Annotated in this window: 17 protein-coding genes and 2 pseudogenes; 13 read left to right on the forward strand and 6 right to left on the reverse strand. The window is 55.7% G+C overall.

What is annotated here, in order from left to right:
• The first annotated feature begins 104 nt into the window (after positions 1-104).
• The 8 genes from FDQ92_RS02615 (at position 105) to FDQ92_RS02650 (ending at position 9,579) form a co-directional block, all read left to right on the forward strand.
• The gene (locus tag FDQ92_RS02615) at positions 105-1,430 is read left to right on the forward strand and encodes an O-antigen ligase family protein (protein ID WP_137423150.1); all 1,326 of its coding nucleotides are present in this window, start codon (positions 105-107) and stop codon (positions 1,428-1,430) included.
• Positions 1,427-2,614 carry a glycosyltransferase gene (locus FDQ92_RS02620; protein ID WP_211341341.1) on the forward strand — a complete coding sequence of 396 codons (1,188 nt, stop codon included), beginning with the start codon at positions 1,427-1,429 and terminating at the stop codon, positions 2,612-2,614. The genes FDQ92_RS02615 and FDQ92_RS02620 overlap by 4 nt, the downstream gene beginning before the upstream one ends.
• Complete coding sequence (locus FDQ92_RS02625) at positions 2,611-3,804, forward strand: glycosyltransferase (RefSeq protein ID WP_137423151.1); 1,194 nt, start codon at positions 2,611-2,613, stop codon at positions 3,802-3,804. The genes FDQ92_RS02620 and FDQ92_RS02625 overlap by 4 nt, the downstream gene beginning before the upstream one ends.
• A complete protein-coding gene (locus FDQ92_RS02630; protein ID WP_137423152.1) occupies positions 3,801-4,964 on the forward strand; it encodes a glycosyltransferase in 1,164 nt (387 codons plus the stop codon). Before FDQ92_RS02625 ends, FDQ92_RS02630 begins: the two co-directional genes overlap by 4 nt.
• Before the next feature lie 631 nt (positions 4,965-5,595).
• Positions 5,596-6,945 (forward strand): transposase, encoded by a 1,350-nt coding sequence (locus FDQ92_RS02635; RefSeq protein ID WP_137423153.1) that lies wholly within the window; start codon positions 5,596-5,598, stop codon positions 6,943-6,945.
• An 853-nt stretch (positions 6,946-7,798) separates the two neighbouring features.
• Positions 7,799-9,061, forward strand: a complete 1,263-nt coding sequence (locus FDQ92_RS15120) for a hypothetical protein (protein ID WP_170180148.1) — start codon at positions 7,799-7,801, stop codon at positions 9,059-9,061.
• Between the two features lie 96 nt (positions 9,062-9,157).
• Complete coding sequence (locus FDQ92_RS02645) at positions 9,158-9,379, forward strand: addiction module protein (RefSeq protein ID WP_137423154.1); 222 nt, start codon at positions 9,158-9,160, stop codon at positions 9,377-9,379.
• Positions 9,376-9,579, forward strand: a complete 204-nt coding sequence (locus FDQ92_RS02650) for a type II toxin-antitoxin system RelE/ParE family toxin (RefSeq protein WP_211341342.1) — start codon at positions 9,376-9,378, stop codon at positions 9,577-9,579. The genes FDQ92_RS02645 and FDQ92_RS02650 overlap by 4 nt, the downstream gene beginning before the upstream one ends.
• A 285-nt stretch (positions 9,580-9,864) precedes the next feature.
• Here the strand turns inward: FDQ92_RS02650 and FDQ92_RS02655 are convergent.
• Positions 9,865-11,329 (reverse strand): annotated as a pseudogene (locus FDQ92_RS02655) (IS3 family transposase).
• 530 nt (positions 11,330-11,859) lie between these two features.
• Between FDQ92_RS02655 and FDQ92_RS02660 the strand changes: the two are divergent.
• Positions 11,860-12,180 carry a PIN domain-containing protein gene (locus FDQ92_RS02660; RefSeq protein ID WP_246041892.1) on the forward strand — a complete coding sequence of 107 codons (321 nt, stop codon included), beginning with the start codon at positions 11,860-11,862 and terminating at the stop codon, positions 12,178-12,180.
• A 450-nt stretch (positions 12,181-12,630) separates the two neighbouring features.
• On the opposite strand, the gene FDQ92_RS02670 is transcribed toward FDQ92_RS02660, so the two are convergent.
• The 4 genes and pseudogenes from FDQ92_RS02670 to FDQ92_RS16385 all read right to left on the reverse strand — a co-directional run.
• A complete protein-coding gene (locus tag FDQ92_RS02670; protein WP_137423157.1) occupies positions 12,631-12,834 on the reverse strand; it encodes a hypothetical protein in 204 nt (67 codons plus the stop codon).
• 179 nt (positions 12,835-13,013) lie between these two features.
• Positions 13,014-13,241 (reverse strand): hypothetical protein, encoded by a 228-nt coding sequence (locus FDQ92_RS02675; protein WP_137423158.1) that lies wholly within the window; start codon positions 13,239-13,241, stop codon positions 13,014-13,016.
• 305 nt (positions 13,242-13,546) lie between these two features.
• Positions 13,547-15,088, reverse strand: coding sequence for a metallophosphoesterase (locus FDQ92_RS02680; RefSeq protein WP_137423159.1), 1,542 nt, complete (start codon positions 15,086-15,088; stop codon positions 13,547-13,549).
• Between the two features lie 417 nt (positions 15,089-15,505).
• A pseudogene (locus tag FDQ92_RS16385) lies at positions 15,506-15,961 on the reverse strand (IS1634 family transposase); the annotation flags it as partial.
• A gap of 283 nt (positions 15,962-16,244) precedes the next feature.
• On the opposite strand from FDQ92_RS16385, the gene FDQ92_RS02690 reads away from it, so the two are divergent.
• Positions 16,245-16,904: a sulfotransferase family 2 domain-containing protein gene (locus FDQ92_RS02690; protein ID WP_137423161.1), complete on the forward strand. Its 660-nt coding sequence runs from the start codon at positions 16,245-16,247 to the stop codon at positions 16,902-16,904.
• Between the two features lie 292 nt (positions 16,905-17,196).
• Here the strand turns inward: FDQ92_RS02690 and FDQ92_RS02695 are convergent, their stop codons facing one another.
• Positions 17,197-18,345: a class II fructose-bisphosphate aldolase gene (locus tag FDQ92_RS02695; protein WP_137423162.1), complete on the reverse strand. Its 1,149-nt coding sequence runs from the start codon at positions 18,343-18,345 to the stop codon at positions 17,197-17,199.
• A gap of 175 nt (positions 18,346-18,520) precedes the next feature.
• Here FDQ92_RS02695 and FDQ92_RS02700 point away from each other — a divergent pair, with 175 nt between their 5' ends.
• From FDQ92_RS02700 to FDQ92_RS02710, 3 genes are all read left to right on the forward strand, one after another.
• Positions 18,521-19,216 (forward strand): 5-formyltetrahydrofolate cyclo-ligase, encoded by a 696-nt coding sequence (locus tag FDQ92_RS02700; RefSeq protein ID WP_170180149.1) that lies wholly within the window; start codon positions 18,521-18,523, stop codon positions 19,214-19,216.
• An 84-nt stretch (positions 19,217-19,300) separates the two neighbouring features.
• A complete protein-coding gene (locus FDQ92_RS02705) occupies positions 19,301-20,383 on the forward strand; it encodes a L,D-transpeptidase family protein (protein WP_170180150.1) in 1,083 nt (360 codons plus the stop codon).
• A 248-nt stretch (positions 20,384-20,631) separates the two neighbouring features.
• Positions 20,632-20,892, forward strand: coding sequence for a hypothetical protein (locus FDQ92_RS02710; protein WP_137423165.1), 261 nt, complete (start codon positions 20,632-20,634; stop codon positions 20,890-20,892).
• Positions 20,893-21,076 lie beyond the last annotated feature (184 nt).

Here is a 21,076-nt window from a genome sequence, read left to right on the forward strand (position 1 = left end):
TTTCGGCATCGATCGCCACTTTCGCCTTCCGCACACCTGGTCCAATATGGAACTGAAATTTCCCAAACGCTGGGACAAGAAGCTGAAGGTTGGATCCTAAAACCATGAACCTTCGACGCGTGCAGATTTCGCCATGGCTGGACAAGACGGGTTTGACGGCCCTCTATACGTACGCGTTTACGATCCTCCTGAGCACCGCGGCCGCCACGGTGGCCCTATGGGTTCTGGTCGGACTTTACGGAATCAAGGCCCCGGAGACAGGCTTTCATCGAGCGCGCCGTCTTTTCTTACCTTGGGCGGTACTTTTAGCTTTTCTACTTTTAAGGACCTTGGCAGCCATGATCCATCGCCCAGAATGGGCCGCTCAGCACGTGGACGGCTTGTGGAAATGGGCTCGGCTTCTTCTCTTTCCTGTGGTCGCTTGGTGGATCCAAGGGGACGAAAAGAGGGTCCGATATCTGCTCGCGACGGCGCTTGCCGGTCTTCTTTTCGGTACAGTGCACATGATCGACCTGCACGCCCTGGAAAGCGCGTGGCAAGGGATGCGTACGGGCTTTCACCTACGCATTATCGCCTTTGGGTTGTATGCCGGCACCTTTGTGTGGGGCTTGGTCTGCTTTGCACCGGAGGTGTTTCATGCCCGCCGTTTCCGAGGCCTCTGGGTGACCATCTGGGCGGTCGTTTTGCTTTCTCTGGGCCAGTGCCTGTTCTTTACCCAATCGCGAGGGGTTTTCCTGGGTTTTGCGGTTACGTCCTTCCTGGTGAGCATCATTGTCTTCATGGCGGGAAGAACCCAAGGTTCTTTGGAACCTCTTTCGGCGTTGAAACGCGGCCTGATAGCGTTTTGGGCGCTCTTTATCGCCTTCACCGTCATCAACCGCCCTCTGGTGGAAAAGCGTTGGCTCGAAGAAAAAGAAACTCTGCTCCAACTGAAAACCTTTGATTTCAGCCAGCCGGCCCATGATTCCACGGGCTACCGCGCCCACCTCTATCGATTCGCCTGGGAAAGCATCTGTGAAGATCCTTTGTGGGGCGCCGGTCCGGCCACATCCAAGAGGTTCATCCAAGAAAGCGGCAGGGAAACCCTGAAAGCGCCCAACTGGAAAGGCCAGATGCAATGGTGGGATCACTTACACAGCACTCACCTGGAAATTCTTTTCCATTTCGGAACGGTTGGAGCACTCCTGTGGCTGTGGCTCTATAGTTCCCTTATTTTCGGCATCCACCGAAGCTGGAAGCGCGGCACGCTTAGCACTTCACTGTGGCTGTTTTCCCTGGCATCGCTCATCTACCTTTTTTGGTGGGCCCTGTTTGATTTTCGAGCGCTCCATCCCGATTGGCGCTTTTTCTGGAACTTCTTGGCCGGAGTCCTTGCTTCGAAGCCCTTCTTTCAGGGCTCGGCCGTTGACAGGAAGGAAACTCGACCGTGAAAAAGAATTCGCACGATCCTGCGCCCCGAACGGGGATTGTCACCTTTTCCGCCGGAGACGGAGGGAACGACAAGATGCTGGTGCATTTGGCTCGAGGCTTGACCGAGCAGGGATGCAAGGTTGACTTTGTGACACGCACCAGGCGCGCACCCTATCTGGATATGCTGCCCCCTTCCGTGAACTGGATTCTTTTGGAAGCGACCTCATCAAAAGGTCGAGCCGCGGCCCTTGCCCGATATGTGGCCGAAGCACAGCCGGATGTTCTTCTTTCGGGAAAACGCAGCGACGAGGAAACCCTCAGCGCCGTTCAACGCGCCCGGACGAACACCCGCGTTTTCTTTCGGGTCGGCACCACCCTTTCGGTGCGAAACGAAAACCGAGGGATTCTCAAGACATGGTGGCGCACGCGGCGGATGCGGCATCTTTTTCCAAAAGCCCACGGCGTTATCGCCGTATCCCAGGGGGTGGCTCGTGATGTGGTTCGCTTTCTCATGGTTCCAGCCGAAAAGATCCATGTGGTTCCCAACCCCGTCGTCACCCCGGAAATGCAGGCGCAAAAACCTCCGGTTCCCTCCCACCCTTTTTACGCCATACCTCGGGATATCGCCGTCGTCGTAGGCATGGGCGGTTTCCGTAAACAGAAGGATTTTCCCACGCTGCTTCGAGCCTTCGCCATGGTGGTCCGAAGACGGCCGGCCCGGCTCATCCTACTCGGCCAAGGCCATCTCGAAGAAAAACTCAAAGCGCTGAGTCGATCCCTAGGCATCGCCGGCGACGTCGCTTTTCCGGGCTTTGTGAAAGACCCATACGGGTATCTCGCCCATGCCGATCTCTTCGTTCTGTCGTCGTTGTGGGAAGGATCCCCCAACGTCCTGACGGAAGCTCTGGCCCTGGGAACGCCCGTGGTGGCCACGGACTGTCCGAGCGGTCCGAAGGAAATCCTTCAGGACGGCCGCTACGGAAGGCTTGTTCCGTGTTCCAATCCTGAAGCCATGGCGCAGGCGATGGAAGAAACCCTGGAGAACCCTCCCCCTCCCGATTTGTTGAAGCAGGCGGTTAACCGCTACACCCTGGCTTGCAGCGCTCGAGAATACCTCAGAGCCTTCGGGCTTTGCGGGAACGCCACTTCTGAAGAGCCTTCGAAAAAGGCTGGAGGAAACCCCAACGGAGAATCCACCCGATGAAGGAACCCCAACGCCGCTGGCGGCTGGCACTCTTTCTCGCCACATCCGGTCATAGCGGTGTGGATCGCATCATGAAGCATTTCATCGCCGAATTGGGAACGAGGCCCCTGGACGTGGATCTCCTTCAGGTGGAAGGGCACGGCCCGCACATGGCTTCGCTACCCCCAAACGTGCGGCGGGTGCCTTTGGGGACCCGACACGTCCAGTCGAGCGTCCTACGGCTCGCCCAGTATCTGCGGAAGGTCCGCCCGAACGCCCTTCTCTGTGATAAGGATCGAGTCAACCGAACGGCTGTGGTGTCCGCTGTCATGGCGGGATATCCGGGACGGCTCGTCCTTCGCGTGGGAACCACCGTCTCCAAGAACCTGGAAAGCCGGGGGTTTTTCCACCGCAGCGTGCAGTACTGGAGCATCCGCCGTCTCTATGCTAAAGCCCAGACCGTGATCGTACCCTCTCAAGGGGCGGCTCGAGACCTGGAGGCCGTCGGTTCGTTCCCACCGGGATTCGTCCGGGTGCTTCCGTCTCCGGTGGTCTCCGACGCCCTTCACCGCCTGGCTCGGAAACCAATCGCCCATCCCTGGCTCCAAAAGGGAGAACCGCCGGTCATACTGGGGGCTGGGGAACTGTGCGAAAGAAAAGATTTTGGAACCCTTATCCGTGCTTTCGCCCAAGTGGTCAAAATCAGACCGTGCCGACTGGTGATTCTGGGAAAGGGGAAAAAGCGGGCGGCTTTGGAAGCCCTCGCACGAGACTTGAGCATTTCCGACAAGGTGTCTTTTCCGGGGTTCGTGGAAAATCCTTACGCGTATATGGCCGGATCCGCCGTTTTTGTCCTTTCCTCCACGTGCGAAGGTCTTCCCGTGGTCTTGACGGAAGCCATGGCTCTGGGCACCCCTGTGGTGTCCACGGACTGCCCCAGCGGTCCTCGGGAAATCTTGAAAGACGGACGATTCGGGCCGCTGGTTCCGATAAGAAACCCGCGGATGCTGGCTGAAGCCATAGCAACGGTCCTGGACACCCCACCTGACGCCGACGCCCTGAAGGCCGCCGCATCCCGGTACCACGTGCGCCCGGCCACCGACGCCTACTTGCAGGTTTTGGGCTATGACGAAACTCCCGATCCCCGAGCGGGTTCATGGGATACTCCACCACGGCCCATGGATGGTGAAGCGGCGGGAGAAACGCCATGAGATCACCCAGACCCATCAGTTTGTTTCTTTCCTTCTCCGGCCAGGGCGGCGTGGAACGCATGGTATTGAATCTGGCCGAGGGCCTCCAGCGGCTTTACGGCCCGGTGGAAATCGTCGCCGTCAAGACCCGAAGCCGGTATCTGCAAAATGGATCCCATTCGGTGCCGGTGCGATCTCTGGGCGTGGAACACACCCTGCAAAGCATCCCTCGGTTGGCCCTCTACTTGAGAAAAACACGCCCAGCGGCCCTTCTGGCGGCCAAAGACCGAGCCAATCAGGCGGCGGTCCTTGCCCGGGCTCTGGCCAAAACGCCCACGCGGGTCGTCCTTCGACTGGGCACTACCATATCGGCCGCCATCGCTCACAAATCCCGGCTCCATAAGGCTCTATGGACCGTGCCCATCCGCATCTTATACCCGCGGGCCGACGCGGTAGTGGCCGTCTCCCAAGGTGTTGCGGAAGACCTGGAACGGCTTCTGGGCCGCTGCCCCCACACCACCGTGGTCATCCCCAACCCGGTAATCACGCCACAACTCTACGCACAGGCTCGAGAGCCGGTGGAACACCCATGGTTTCAGCTCCGCGGCTCACCTGTCCTTGTGGGAATGGGCCGTTTGACCACCCAGAAGGATTTTCCGACCATGCTGCGCGCTCTCCAGAAGGTGCGAAGGGCTGTTCCGTGTCGATTGGTCGTGCTCGGAGATGGACCCGACCGAAGCGCCCTGGAATCTCTGGCACGAGGCCTCGATCTGGCAGAGTCTGTTTCCTTTACGGGTTTCGTCGCGAATCCATATCCGTATCTTCGAAACGCCTCTGTTTTTGTGCTCTCTTCCATCTGGGAAGGCTCCCCCAACGCCCTGACGGAAGCCCTGGCTTTGGGGACTCCCGTGGTGGCCACCGATTGCCCCAGCGGGCCTCGGGAAATCCTTCGCGGAGGGGACGTGGCCCCACTCGTTCCCATGCGGGACCCGGACGCCATGGCCCGGACCATCCTTGATGTACTGGACAACCCACCCGATACAGAGCGTTTGCGGCAAGCCGCGACACCCTATACGGTGGAACACAGCGCCCGGCGTTATCTCGATGTCTTGCTGGGAAGACCGCTCGGACAAGCCTCGGAAGGAATCCTCGACTCGGCACGCCCGCAAAGCTTGCCTTGACCTCAACTTTCCTTTCGATCGGCCGCAGATTAAAATGGCGGATCTGCTGATTCGAATCCCTCAACTCGCCTCGGCCATACCCGATGAGGTAGATTCCAACCGAATTGTGTGGCCATAGGGGGTTAGAAACCTGAACTGAGACGGGTGCGGATCTTTTAGAACCACATCCAGGGTGACCCTCTGAGGTAAATCCAGACGGCCTTGAAGCAGCAAGCGCATCAGCTCCGTTTCCCTCGTTCCCAAGCTGGAGCTTGGGAACGCCCTGCCCGGGAAGCTCCAGCTTCCCTCCTGCTACAGCTGAAACGCGCTGTCTTTCTAGGGAGCTCGCCACGATCTCGAAGTGGTCTTACCCCTCGTTTCCCGGCTCTGGCTTGGGAACGGCCTCACCGAAGCTGGAGCTTCTGCACAGTTGCGTCCCCAAGCTGGACCTTGGGAATAAGAAGCAAAAGATCTGCACCAGCAATTTCCGGAGCCCCTGTAAAGCCTTGAAAACCGGGCATTGAAGGATTTGGTTTTCGCGAACCCAGGGGGTGATTTCGGGCTCCGAAGGGGGTTTCGGAGGTGAATTTTTTCGACTATTTTGCTGTTTCATGCTGGACAGCCGCCCGCGTCTCTGGTAGGCTATTTTGCCATGAAGCCCAGCAAAGACGCTCCTTCCTCCAAGATCCGACTTCGCAAGCATCTGAATGCAGATGCCATGGTGAGGGCGGTGCGCCGTGAGTTCGAAAAGATCCCCGATCCCCGCAAAGGCACGCCGCAGATCTCCTTTGCGGATGCGGCCATGAGCGCCTTCGCCATGTTTTCTTTGAAGGATCCCTCTCTTCCGGCCTTTGAGAAACGCTGGTCGGCTCGGGATCACAACCTGCACGCGCTCTACCACATCGAGAAGGTCGCTTCCGACAGCACCATGCGGGAGATTCTCGATGAGGTTTCGCCCTATGTGTTCCGACCCGCCTTCGGCGAGATCTTCTCACGGCTTCAGCGCGGCAAGGCGCTGGATCAGATGACCGTGCTGGACGGCCGCTACATCCTGGCCCTGGACGGCACGGGCTATTTTTCGTCGGAAAAGGTCTTTTCCGACGCCTGCCTTCGAAAAACCTCTGCCACCGGCAAGACCACCTATTCCCTCCAAATGATGGGAGCCGCCCTCGTCCACCCGGACCACAAGGCCGTGATCCCCTTTCCCCCCGAAGTGATCCGAAGAGAAGACGGTGACACCAAAAACGACTGCGAACGCAACGCCGCCGGCCGTTGTATCGAGAACCTGAGAACTGACCACCCCCACATCAAGCTCATCGTGACCGAAGATGCCCTCAGTCCCAACGCTCCCCACATTGAAACCCTCAAGCGCTTCGACTGCCGCTTCGTGCTTGGGGTTAAACCCGGCGATCACGCCTTCCTCTTCGAAAAGGCCGACGAGGCCATCGCCGAGGGCAGGGCTGTGGAGTTCTGGCACGCAGCGGAAGACAACCCCGAAACCCTCCATTACTTCCGCTTCATCAACGATCTTCCCCTCAACAAGTCCCATCCCGACCTACGAGTGAACCTCCTCGAGTACTGGCAGGTGACTCCCAAGGGGCTGCTGCGGTTTTCCTGGGTCACCGATATCCTCATCCGCCGGGAAAACGCCGTTACCTTGATGCGGATCGGCCGGGCACGCTGGCGCATCGAAAACGAAACCTTCAACACTTTGAAAAACCAGGGCTACCACCTCGAACACAACTACGGCCTGGGCCGAAAACACCTTAGCGCCGTCCTCGTCACCCTCATGATGTTGGCCTTCTGCGTGGACCAGAGCCTCCAACTGTGTTGCCCGCTGTTTCAGGCCGTATGGCGAAAGCTCCAAACCAAACGGGACCTCTGGGAGAGGATCCGGGCCATGTTCTGGGACTTCCGCCTGGAGTCCATCCGGATGCTCTACGAGGCCCTTCTTTACGGATACAAAAGGCTGACCCCGATCATCGCCTATAACACCTCGTAGGGCGGAGAAAGGAATTACCGCATGCAGAACCTGAGTTTCACCCGAAAAACCGACGCGGAGGTGCGCCTTCAAACCGGGCATCTGAGCCCCTCACGCTCCGGGTGGCATCCCTCAACGGGACGTTCGGACCCTCGATCACCCCAAACGGCCCGCTGAACACTCGAAGACTCTCCTTTCACGCCCGCTTTTCACCCAAGGACCATGCGCTCCGGGAATTGCTGACAGAAGTGTAGTTAGTCAAGCAAAGCTAGTTCTTAATGTAAACAACAAATCTCAAGCATCATCTGCCCATTCTACATTGCTTAACGCATCAGAGGCATTAAGCATAAAAATCGCTGGCGCGAAGTTACCTCAATCTGTCAAAGACGCAATTTCTGGCGGCAAATCAATGGAAACAAAAATCGGGCAAACGGCTGTTGAAGTGAAACGAGACAACTGGCCTACCGGCAAAGGTTACGAAATTCATGTGATTTTCAAATGAGATCAGTGGCTAACACTGCGGTGCCGTTTCCGCAGAGATTCGGTATAGCCAAGAAGTTTCCGCTCGAGTTCTCCCTTGGCCCGTTTCATAAACTCCACCTGCTTATACAGAATCTCCATAACGTCAATACACTAATGTTATAGTCATTGGCAACCTGCCGGTCGTCAAGGGTCTTTTCCTTGGATTTCTTTGACAAGGAACAGCGGGAAGCGCTAACCTTAGATTTAAGTACACCGACTGAGTAGCAACCGTAACGGAAAAACGGAGATTGGATAGAATAACGAGTTAGCCAGCCTTTAGAATCGCGTGGCAACAGATTCTACCTGACCAATGGATACTATAACATTTATAAGCGAACTAAAAGAAACTCTATTGAGCATCGAGTCTACTGGGGGTAATCCCTCGTTGCACGTGATACCAAATCACGCGCTTTTGGGAGAACTCAAACGTTTTGTCTTTGAGACCGCAACCCAAAAAGGTATTCGGTTCAGTGGCAGGGATGATCCGCACGGCCACGATTGGCGATATTCCTCATTCGTAGGGGACGTTCTTGATAGAGAACGTTTTGAAAGGCGGGTACGTTACTGCATCATCAAACTGAGAGAGTTTGGCATTCCAGAAACAGACTATTTTGCGTACGTTTCAAAGGCTTTAGACATTACGCTTGCCCAACTTGAGAAAAATCCTCGTGAGAGAACTCCACGGCATCAGCCAAGCAGGGCTTCTATACAGAACTTGGTCGTTGAAGAAATCGCCAAATGTTTTGAGACGTGGTACTATCCTTCCGATGTCTCTTACTATGAATTTGCCACAGAACATCAATTGGCGACCTACGACATCACGAGTCGAAGATGGCGACTATCTGGCATTGGGCAGTATGTGTTGCAGCTATCGGCCTTTGAGTTGATCGTCTTTCTGTGCGCTTTGGAAGTTACCTTTGCGCGCAAGAGCACGAGTAGTCGTTATCTTAACAAACAGACCCTCGACACATTGAGCAAAGCACAGCCTATAGATGATCTGCGGTTCAATCGCCGCGAGCGACTCCCGATGTCGCTTCGCTGGTATGGAATCGTTGATACAACAACTGAAGAACCGCTTATCACAGATTTTGGCAGAAGGATACTGGTAAAAACATCTGCGAATCTTGACGTTCTGAGAGACGTTATTATGCTGTTAACTGAATCAGAAGTCGGCGGATTCGAATTTCTGGGTGGCACAGATTTAATCGAGCAAGTTAAGGAACGCACAAGAACATCCCGAAGCCTCATTCAAGATCAAAGAGTATCGGTTGAGATAGCAGTAAACCTCTTTATGACAGGGCATTATCTTGATAGTTTACGCATCTTCTACTCAAACATAGAAGCAGTCCTGAATCTCGCCTTGATGAAGATAGGATTGCGTCCAGAAGATTTCGGAGGTATGAAACCCAAACTTGAGAAATTGGAGAAAGAAAAAGTACTCTCCTCGAAATTGAGCAGTTGGCTGGAAGTAGTAACCAGCCGTAATAAAGTTCTTCACGGCAACATCGTGGAAGATGACGCAGCGTTAGTGAAACCCCTTTTCTTTTTCATTGGAGCGTTCTGGAATCGCTTGGTTGAAGAAGTAGATTTTTACTTTGAGAAAACGGCTGGCTAACAACGGGTTGCAGGCGACGTTGCTCCGCTACGCTCCACAACGCGCCTGAACCCGACCGTTAGATGCAAAATGAAAGAAATAGGGAGGATTTGAGCTATGAAGAAGAAATTAACTGCAACTGATACTCTTGGTTTATCAATCCCAGAGAGAATCCAATTGGCAGAAGACATTTGGGATACGGTAGCCGCAGAAGCTGAGTCGGTCGAATTAACTGAAGGAGAGAAGAAGATAATTGATGAAAGATTGGAGGCATATCACCAGAATCCTGATTTGGGTTCTCCTTGGGAAGATGTTTATAAGAGAACAGTAAGCAAATGAACTATAGAGTTATTGTCAGACCGGAAGCTGAAAATGACTTAAAGGAAGCTTTCTCCTGGTATGAAGATAAAAGGCAGGGGTTAGGATATGATTTTCTTTTACAGATTGAGGCGGGGCTGAAATTCATAGAAAGAAACCCGGAGATTTGTCCGCCTGAGCATAAAGGAACGAGAAAGCATCTCATCAAAAGGTTTCCTTAGAAAATACTCTATCTGATTGAAAAAGAGAAAATAATTGTTCTCGCCGTAATTCATGGCAAGAGAAGTTCAAATTTAATAAGAAAGAGAATAGACAGCATTTAACAAATCGTTGCAGCGGACGGCGGGCAAACCCGCCGCCGCTGAACTCTATCGTTCTCGGCGGCTGGGCCGCCGAGAATCGCGGTGCTGACTTCGTCAGCACCGCGATTAGGCGCTATTATTGCCATCCTTCATATTGTTCGAGACGGAACGTGTCAATGAAAATGAGACACGGGGGTGGAAAAATTACGCTTGCATATTTTGTGTCGCAGGCGGGTTAATCCAGACCGCCTCCGGTAGCTTAGCAGGAGCCGGGATCTTGTGCTTGAACCGACGCGGATTTTTCTCGAAGGCTGCAGCCAGGACCACTTCACGGCGACCTATCACTTTGTTGGCCAACCCATAGTGCACCTGTTCGGGGGTCAGCAGTGCGATGCCACTGTGGTGATGCTCCGTGTTATACCAGGAGAAGAAAGCCTGGCAAAAGCAACGGCTATCCTGGAGGGAGCCGAACTTTTCCGGGAACTGCGGACAGTACTTCAGGGTTTTGAACTGGGCTTCAGAATACGGGTTGTCATTGCTGACATGCGGCTGGCTGTGAGTTTTAGTGATCCCCAAGTCCGCAAACAACTGCGCGACGACTTTCGATCTCATGCTCGATCCGCGGTCGGCGTGTACGGTCAGTTGGCCCGGCGCAATCTGCTGCTTGTGGCAGCTCTCCTCGATCAGGCGTTTGGCCAGTGCCTTACTTTCACAGTGGGCGACCATCCAGCCTGTGACGTAGCGGCTGAAGATATCGATGATGACGTACAGATGGAAGTAGGTCCACTTGGCCGGCCCCTTGAGCTTGGTGATGTCCCAGGACCAAACCTGGTTGGGAGCAGTGGCCAGCAGTTCGGGTTTGCTGTAATGCGCTTGCGGGACGTGCCGGCGCCGTTCTTTGACCTGCTCGTGTTCGGCGGTCAGGATGCGATACATCGTCCGAGGCGAGCACAGGTATTGCCCGTCGTCGAGCAAGGTAGCATAGACTTGCAAAGGCGCCTTGTCTTGGAAACGCTCGCTGTGAAGCACCTCCACGACGGCCTGCCTTTCCGGTGCTGTCAGCGCCAATGGCGGCCTTGGCCGATCGGCCTGCGTCTGGGGTACCGGAGCTTGGACCGCCGGTAAAAGGTCGCCCTGGAGACTTCCAACGCCTCACAGGCGGCCTTTTTACCGACGTCGTGACCCAGTGTGTCAGCGGCTTGAATCATTTGCTCTCTTCGATCTCTTGCAGGTTCTGTTCGATGCCCAGGATCTCGGAAATTTTTTTTGAGCCTCGATGATAATATGGGCTTGTTTGAGTTTGTTTTGCAGGCGCTGATTTTCGGGCTCCAATTCGGCCACACGGGTATCGAGAGGATTTCGAGGTCTTGCCTTGCGGCCTCGTTTTGCCGGCGTCAGGCCCTGGAGGATGCCCTGCTCGCGCTGCTTTCGCCAGTTGGTCAGCTGAGAGGAATACAACCCCTCTCGTCGCAGCAGTGCACCGATCTGGCCTGGCCTCGCTGCACTGGTCGGCCTGATCGATCACGCGCAGCTTGTAGGCCGCCGTGAAACGTCGCCGAGGTTTTGCCTCCGTGACTTCAGGATCGGGGGGCGAGATGTCCAGATCACGCCGGTCGCCGGCCGTGGCGCCAACTCCAGTCGCCCCTTGGGCTCCTTCCGTTGGCGCCACGCCTGAGCCGGGCTGCCTCGCCTCAAGCGGGTTGGGATTCAGTGGCATTTTCATAGCTTATCTCCTATCCGCCCTACACTAATTTACTAAGGGGTCCGTGTCTCACCTACATTGGCACAGAGGGGGACGAGCCCGGCTGAGCCGGGAGGTCACATTATATAGAAAAGAGCTTTCTCGATCTGGACGGTCAGGATCAGACCGCGGGGCGACAGGCAGGCGAAATCGGCTTCCGCCATGTCCTTTGAATGGGTTGTGGGACTGTATCATGCTCTTTCATGGTGATTTTCGGCATACTCAGGGCGCAGCAGTCCCTTTACGGCGGTAACGGGTTTTTGTTTTCGGAAGCGGCATCCAGTTTACATATGCCTTTTCTCCGGCTCGTTTTTTGAACATAACAGGAAAGTCCTGAAATGAGAGTTTATCTTGATTGTTGTAGCCTTCAGCGTCCGTTTGATGATAGATCCCAACCAAGGATAGCCGTTGAAGCTGAAGCAGTCCTTGTCATCCTTGCATTGTGTGAGTCACATCACATGCGACTCGTATCCTCAGAGTCTCTAGTCTTCGAGATCGGCCGCGTCCCGGACCAGACACGCAGGGAGGACGCTTTGGCAATTCTCAAATTGGCCAATGAAAATGTTGCGTTGACAACAGAAGTTGAAGCACTGGCCAGGAAACTGATGGCATCAGGTTTGAAACCATTGGATGCTTTGCATCTGGCATCTGCGTCAACTGCAAAAGCTGATTACTTTTGCACTTGTGACGATAAGTTTCTAAGAAAAGCCAAAACCTTAAATGGATTGGATACCAAGGTGGTATCGCCCACCGAACTGGTGATGGAGCTAGACATATGAACATGCAAGTCAGACCCGTATCTGAAATTAGCCGTCGAGCCACTCACATCCTCTTTAAAGAGATGGGTATTGTTGACACCATTCGTTTTTTCAATCAGTTCTCGATAGGCCAAGGAAACTACACAAAGGAGCGAGAGAAGTGGCTGGGTGACATATCTTTAGACGAGGCCATCTCTCAAATTAAGTCCCACAGAGAAAATGCCTAACATGGCCATGCACATGCACACGAAACCACGCGGGGTAGTCTTTTCGGTGCTATTTCAGCGATTCCCGGAGCGGATGGTCCTTGGGTGAAAAGCGGGCGTGAAAGGAGAGTCTTCGAGTGTTCAGCGGGCCGTTTGGGGTGATCGAGGGTCCGAACGTCCCGTTGAGCGATGCCACCTGGAGCGTGAGGGGCTCAGATCCCCGGTTTGAAGGCGCACCTCCGCGTCGGTTTTTCGAGTGAAAGGCTCAGGTTCTGGATGGGAGTAATTCCTTCATAGAAAACATGGCGAAGGCCCTCCTGGCCGCATCTGCAAAGCAGATCTGCGGCCTGCCTTTGCGGGGATCGGGGATCTTTTCGAACTCACAGCGCACCGCCCTCACCAGGGCATCTGCATTCAGATGCTTGCGAAGTCGGATCTTGGAGGAAGGAGTGTCTTTGCCGGGCTTCATGGCAAAATAGCCTACCAGAAATGCGGGCTGCTCTCCAGCGCGAAAAACCAAAACGGTCGAAAAAGTTAACCTCTTAACCCCCCGTGCACGGCAAATTAGCCCAATTAGATGCGTGGTAACTCCGAAATGTAAGTTTTAGGGATCTTTCCGGGTTTTTGCACTGAAATCCGGCGATCTGTTCACTTCCGCTGCCACCAGGCCAGACCCAAGGCACACAGGACAAGCAACAGGGCCAGCGGCCAGAAAACCAGCCCCAGCTTCACAGCCCCCTGCAGGGCCCACTCACCGGCCAAAGCGTAGTTCTTTGTCCGCTGGAAGGTAACGAAAAACTGGTACGCCCCTCCGGCCAGCAAAAGAACTATTACGGTGATCCCGCCCCACAAAAGGCCCTTTGTGTACCACGGCACTTCTCATTCCCTCCTTAACAAAACAATTGCCGGCCGCCGGGGCGAAGAGGCGGCCGGTTAAAAACCTGGTAGCGTTCTAAGGTGGAGACCTTAAGCAAAAAGGTTAACGAAGGTCAAAAGATCCCCCTTTCCCTTGATGGGAGAGGGTTGGGGTGAGGGTGAGAACATTAACGTATGTCAACCAGTTACATTCCCCTCCCCTTAATCCCCTCCCACAAGGGGAGGGGAAATAGAATTTGGCATCAAATATTAGCTCTATTATTTTCTACGCTACCAAAAACCTAAGTTCAATGGATTTTGGAAGTTTACTCCTGCTGGCGCTTGACATCCTCGGGCACGTCGTAGTTGCCCATTTTGGTGACAAGGAGGTCCCGCACCCCATAGATGAAAGCCTTCCGGCGCTGTTCTTCCCGGGCTTCGGCCAGCGCATCGTAACGGCCCAGGATCACCTTTATCTTCCCGGCCTCAGCCGCCGGGGCGAGGGTGGCGCCGTCGTACGCCTGGGCCTTTTCGTACAGGTCGACAGCCCGGGCGGAGTCCAGGGTCACCGCTAGTTCGTACTGCGCCGAGCGGTGCAGCGCGCCGTTAAAGTAGGCGATGCTGCGGTCGCCGATGTCGCCAAAGGCGTACCATGTGTAGATGGCGCTGCCCAACGATTTTAAGATTACCCTCTCGCGGGACATTTCGGCCAGGTCCAGGCGGCTGACCTTGTAAGAATTGTACTCGAAACCTTCTTCGTAAACCCGCACAATCCCGTAACCGCAGGGAAACTGGACGGTGGCGGGAAGCTCCACGTAGGGCAGTTCTCTGGTCATCAGCCGGTTGGTGGTCACCTTGTTGCGGTGCATGTGCCCGTTGAACACGGCCTGCACGCCTGGGAAGTCGTTGATCAGGTTTTTGAAGGAGAGAAAGTTGTCGATCCCGAACCACACATCCGGGCCGTTGCAGGGATGGTGGAAAAATAAGTAGGAAGGCCGGCCGCCGCCCTTGCGCAGGGTTTCCCGCAGCCACTCCAGCTGCTCACCGTCAATGGTTCCCCAATCGTTGTCTTTTTTGCTCGAGTCGAGGAGGATAAACTGGTGGTCTTGATACATAAAGCTCCCATAGGGTTTTTCGTGGCTGCAGATGTACTCGAGGTATCCGGGCTCCCCAAGGCCGCCGTTGGACTTCTCCATGTATTCGTCGTGATTGCCTATGCAGGTGTCGTACGGCATTGCGCCGAATTCCGGTAATATTTCCTCTTTTAGCAAGAGGTACTGTTCGAGGTAGGAACTATCGGTCAGATCCCCTGTAATCACGGCCAGGTCGCTCTCCCGCTGTTTGCTGTCCCGGATGCACTGGACCAGCAAATCCTTGGAATACTCCGTGAGTTTGCCGAAATAGATTTCGTTCATGTCGCCCATGCTGTCCCCGCTGGCAATGTGTGTATCGCTGAAAAGAGCGAGACTGAACAAATACCTGCCTTCCGGCGCGGGCAGGGTTTTAAAGGAATTAAGGGAACCCCTGGCGCCGTTGCTCTCCACCTGATACCAGTAACGGGTGGCAGGCTGCAGATTTCTTACCTCCGCCCAGTGAAACTCTTTATCTTGCTCCACGGTAAGCTTCTTCAGGCTACTCTTGTACGAGCCCACCCACAGGGATGTGTCTGTGTTCTGCTCCGGAGTGACCCAGGTGATTACCGCGTGGTTGCTGCCGGCGGTGCATAGCTCCTCCTTCTCGATCACCGTTCCGGCCGCCAGGAGAGTGGCCAGCGCCGACCCGGACAAGCCGTTCAGCAGTAAAGCACCGGCAGTGCCGCCGCTCAGCTGCAGAAACTGTCTTCTATTGATTGAACGGTTTAAAATCATTTTAACTTTTCCTCCTTTCCTTTCTATGTTATTTTCCTGGTGTTTCTTTAAAGCTCTCCACTTACCCGACAGAGCCACGGCTGATACTTAGCTTTATCTATCCCGTGAATTTCTTGTCGCTGAGCTCCTTACTCATATTAACGGTACTTATCAGCTTCTCCATCAGTTGGAATCTTATTTTTATTACCAACTATTTCCCTAAAAGTAATTGACTTGCATCACTCAATAAGTATGCTAAACATTCAATGTTACAGCTTTATGATGATTATGTGAAAAGGGTGCGGATCTTTTAGAACGACATCCAGGGTGGCCCTCTGAGGTAGATCCAGATGGCCTTGAAGAAGCAAGCGCATCAGCTCCGTTTCGCCTCGTTCCCAAGCTGAAGCTTGGGAACAAGAAGCAAAAGATCTGCACCCGAGCCAGAAGGTACTTCTCATGGACCGGTGAAAGGCGGCCGTTGAGAGTTCTCTCGTATCGAATCTTTATGATGCGAATATGCTCGAACTTTGTTGTCATCATGAAGGTGGTTGGCCGTTGGGTGGGTTTGTTGTCCCGGTCGGGGATCGTCGTCTGATGTTTTTCCAGATGAGCGCGCATGTTGAATTCTACGAGGCGCCAGAGCAGGAGGACGATCACCAGGATGAGTCCGAGGGCTTCGATGCGTTCCGGTTTTTTAAAGAAGACGGAGTTGACGACTACGGGATCTTTGAGGAAACTGAAGTTGTGTTCGATACCGTTCTGATCCTTGTAAGGCTGTAGGATCCTTTTACCGTCGTGAGGGATGTCGCTATCGGGCGGCCCCTCGACCGGGACATCGGTGATCAGGACAAAACATCCCGCCTGTTCGCGTAGGGTGTCGACGGCCTCAGGCTTTTACGTATAGGAAGGTGGTAAACGTCATAGAATTCGATTTCCATGGGATCGATCATCCTGTCTCCTTTGCGATTGAACCGTCGCCTTCAGACTTCCCATCGCATTCATAGAGGATCGTGCTGGTAATGTTCAGAGGCTGTGCACGGCAAATCAGCCCAAACAGATGCTTGGTAACTAAGAAATGTAAGGTTCATGACCGCAGGATGGCACAAGACGGCCGTGGCCGTTGAGACGATGCTCACACGTCGCCCCTTTTGACGGCGACTCAGAAAGGATGACATCGATGTTGCTTTCGCCCCGATACAAGTTTCTCTTCGTGCATATCCCCAAAACGGGGGGAACCAGCGTTCGGGTGGCTTTGAGGGGCGTCAAATGGAAGGATCCCTGGCGGATTCCTCTGTACCTTTGCAGCCGCATGAGCGCCCTCTTCGGGCATCGCCTCGCGTGCAAACTTCCCCGGCATGCCAAGGTAATCGCAGCCAAGGAGATGCTGCCGCGCGACTTTTTCGAAAACCTTTTCAAGTTCGCCTTCGTCCGCAACCCCTGGGATTTGCAGGTCAGCTCCTTCCACCACATCCGCCGCGAACGCCCTCACCTGATGCGAGGGCTGGAGACTTTTGACGCTTTTCTCAAATACAAGCTGGATCCGAAACGGCCCTACGTCTTTCACTTCGACGTGTCCATCGAGCGCCAGTCGGACTACCTGGTGGATCTGGACGGAAGCCTGCTTGTGGACTTTGTGGGACGCTACGAAAGGCTGGAAGAAGATTTCGCCGAAGCCTGCCGGCGGATCGGCATCCGCCCTCCGGCGCTGCCCCACAAGAGGAAGGCCACAGACCGAAGGGACTACAGGACCTATTACACGGACGAGACGGCCGAACTGGTGGCCCGTCATTTCCGTCGGGACATCGAGCTCTTCGGCTACCGATTCGACGACGTTTGACGGATCCAGGCATCAAGGTGTCGCCCAAAGAGATGAAATTCGTCCAGCCGTTTCCGCAAGATGGCGAAGGCGATCTCCGGGACGACCTTTTCGTATGGGTGAACCAGCAGATTGCAAAAAGAGGCCATATCCTCAAAACGGGCCAGATCGGACACCGGCCGGAGAGGCTCCTGCAGGCGGCTTCCTTCAGGCGTGCGACAGTGGCGAAACAGCGGCCCGTGTTGAGCCGCCCGTCCTCCCGGTCTTGGGGAGCAGACCGGAAGGCGGGGCGGCAAGGATCGCAGAGACACCCCTACTTGGTCATGGCCTCCATCGCCTGCCAGACAGCATCGGCCAGACCGATGGAATGGGTGGCTTCGAAAAGGCGCACGGCTTCCTCGTAGGCGTGAGCTGAGATTCGTTCCTTGCAGTACGCGGGGACGGCATGCAGCTTGGCCGCAAAGGCCATGTTCGCGTTCTTGATGTTTCCACCCGTGTTTCCCGTCTCCACGGCCCACGCCCACATTTCGTTCCACAGTTCGTCGGGGACGCCCCGGTAGGGACGCTTCACGTAGCCCTTGTCTTCGGTGGTGATGGCGTTTCCATTGGAATTCATGGCAAGTCCGAAGGAGATGTTCTGCCAGAAGGTTCCCACGTTTCCCTTGCGGATGCCGTAGTGGATAAACGAGGTGATCTTTTCCAGCGACGTCCCGGTGATGCCGTGCTGGGCGATGTCCACGCCCCACGGCTGGATGACGTTCCAGATGTCACGGGTGAGATCCAGCTGGATGCCTTCGTGGGACGTTCCGAAGTAGGTCCCGTGGATGGACCCGTTGTTGATGGCCAGAAGGTCGGGATGGATGCCTTTCTTCACCAGTTCTCCGATGAACCACTCGGCCTCCTCGGGCTGCGTGAAGCCTTCGGCGCTCCCGCTTTTCGCGCCGATTTCACCGAGTTCCACTTCCAGGCTCAACCCCGCCTCGATCACCGGCCGTGCCAGTTCCAGCGTGGCCGCCAGGTTCTTTTCATTTTCCATATGAGACGCATCGATGGCGAAGGACGTGAAGCCGGCTTCCATTTCCTCGGCGATGAGCGCCCGAACGCTCGGCACATCCTCCATCTTTTTCACCGTGAGGTGATCCGCATGGATGGCGAAGGGTACCTCCGTGTTTCCCAGCCGCTCATTTTCTCGAACGATGAATTCCACAAAGGACGCCGGGGTGAAGTCCGTGTAGCCCAGCTCGGATTTGGCGATTTCGTACATGACCGGCGCCCCGGTCCCTATGGATGCCCGAACGATCCCTTCCACCGGAAGGCGGCACCGGATATTGGTGGCCATGATCATGGCATTGTGCTTTTTCGCTGCTGCCAGCAGCGCCTTGCCGTTCACCAGCGGCGCCACACTTCTGGGAAACCGCTTCTTCACATGTTCGGGACGAAGATCTGCTTGGGCAATGTTCATGGGGCTTGCCTCCTCGGAAGAGTTTCGGGGATCCGTCACGGTCTCCGCCACGGAGACAAGAGACCGGCTTCAAAAACGGTGGACAATGAGGAAACTTTTCTGATCTATAGAAAATTCCACGGCAAAGTTCAAGGGCGGCCGCAAATCGAACCGAAGGCGGCAGGGAGAAAACACGGTGCCCCCTTTGACGAAAGAAGCGCTCAGACAGGAAATCCTTTCCCGGAAACAAGCAGGGGACCTTCCCGACGCGGGACGGACCGCCGAGCGCCTCCGGAAACTCACCCCTTACCGAAAAGCTCTCTGCGTCCTGTGTTCTCCGGCCCGGGAACTCCAGCAGGTCCGCCTGAACACCCTCGCCGACGGCAAGAAACTGCTTCTTCCTACGCCTTTTCTCCAGAAAGGATTCCTTTTCCTTGACCCCCGCGGCATTTCGCCGTCCAAGCGTCTGAAGGCCGTACAGCCTCACCCCGGAAATCCCTTTGCCGCCAGGCCGCCCTACCAAAAGCCACTCGCGCCCCCGGTGGACCTCATCGTATCCGACGCGGTCGCCGCGGCACGCGACGGAAGCCTGCTGGGCGACGGCCGGGGGCACCTGGACCTCCAGGTAGCCGCCCTCAGGGAGCTCCGCTGGCTGCATCCCGCAGTACAGATCGTCGTCGTTCTGGATGACGATTCCGTCCTGGAAGCCCTCCCCGTCGAGGCGTACGACGTGCGCGCCCACTGGATCGTCACGCCGTCGGCCGCCGTGCGAACCTCCTGCATCGAGCCTCCGGGCGCGACCATCCTGTGGGAGCGGCTGGACCGAAAAACGGTTCGCCGAAACGACGTTCTTTTCCATCTCCGTGGAAGATCCATTGACAAAAGAACGTGATTCTGGTTTTTGTTTGCGGCCGCGGAAAGGCGACTCGGTTCGCTTTGCCGGGGCTTCGCTCGGCACCGGGAAATGGAAATCCGGATGAAGAAAGAGATGGCAAGACGGTTCGCGCGGAATCGAACCCCTGAAAAGGACCGGCCTTCTGAGACTGGCGCAAAGGTGGTGAAAATAGAAACCGTTCCCGCCTCCCGCAACCGGCTTCGATTCCTGCTGCTGCTGCTCGCGGCGGCCGTCGCCGCGGCATGCCTCGCAGCCCAACCGACCCGGCCAGCGGCCGCCGCGGACGGACACTACTACACGTCCTACATACAGCGCTATCCCTACGACCTGGAAGACAATACCGTGGTGGGTTCCGCCCGCTGGCACCAGGTTCAGCCCGGCGAGACGCTCCTCGATATCGCGCGCCGCTACGGCATGGGCTACAACGAAGTGACCCTGGTGTACCCCCGCCTGGACCCCTGGATGCCTCCCAAAGAAAAGCGCCTTCTCATCCCGGCCCTTTGGGTGCTCCCGCCCACCCGGCATGAGCAGATCGTGATCAACGTGGCGGAACTGCGCCTCTTTTACTTCGACAAGAAGGAACGCACGGTGCAGACCTATCCCCTCGGTATCGGCGACGAAGGCTGGGAAACCCCTCTCGGCACCTGCACCATTTCCGAAAAACGGGCCAACCCCACCTGGTACATTCCCAAGTCCCTACAGGAGAAATACGGCCGATCCACCATGCCGCCCGGACCCGAGAACCCGCTGGGCGAATTTTTCATGAAGCTCTCCATCGGGCCTTACGGTATCCACGGCACCCACATGCCCTGGGGCGTGGGACGCCTGGTCAGCCACGGCTGCATCCGCCTCTACCCGGAACACATCCGCCTGCTCTTTCCCCAGGTTCCCTTGGGCACCCGCCTTGAAATCATTTATGAACCCGTGAAGATCGGGCGGTCCAATGGGCAAATCTACGTCGAAGCTCATCCCGACGTCTACAAGCGGTTCGCCGATTACGAAGCCCACGCCCGCAGCCTCCTGGAAGCCAGCCCGTGGCGGGACCAGGTGGACATGGACCGCTACCTCCTGGCCGTCCGGCTCCAAAACGGCGTTCCGACCAATGTCACGCGCCTGGATCAAAAAGCGGAAGGTACTCCCCTGAACATCTTCCTTCAGCAGTGAAGCGGTCAGCCGCGGCGGCCCGCCCCGATGAATTTGCTTGCTTTCGGAAAACCGTTTGCCTAGAATTTCTAGCCGAAGAACTGGAAGGGGCTTAGGAACATAATTGAAGTACACGGGGTTTGAGATGAGGAGGTGAGAGAAAGGTCATAATTGCAGGAAGATCGTGTCGTCAATGGATCGGGGTGTTTGTTGTGTAACGGGTGTACAAGGTTGAGAATTGCAAAACCGTTTAAAGAGGAGAAAGAGTTATGAAAAGAATGCTTGCTCTGTTGTTCGTGGTGGCGTTGTCGTTCACGGTCATTTCCGGTTGCGCCAGCCAGAGTGCAGTCAAGCAGCTCCAGGCGGATCGAGATGCGATGATGCAGCGGATGGATGCCTTGGAGCAAAAGCAGATCGACACCGCCAAGGACTGTGAGGACGCCGCCCGCAGAGCGGAAGCCGCCGCCGACCGCGCCGAAGCGATGGCCGACAAGTGCGAGTCCATTTTCATGAAACAGATGAAGAAGTAGGCTTTTTTCGTCGAATCGATGGCTGAGGGAACCTCGAAAGGCCGGCGGTGATCCGCCGGCCTTTCCTTTTTCGGCTTCCCTCTGAGTACTTGGGGCGGCGGAACCGTTCTGGCCCTTCTCATGAAAGTCGAGCACTGAGGTTCCTTGTTCCTGTAGGAGCGGGCTTGCCCGCGACCCGTAAAAC

Origin of the sequence: Desulfoglaeba alkanexedens ALDC (assembly GCF_005377625.1) — a bacterium.
GTDB lineage: Bacteria > Desulfobacterota > Syntrophobacteria > Syntrophobacterales > DSM-9756 > Desulfoglaeba > Desulfoglaeba alkanexedens.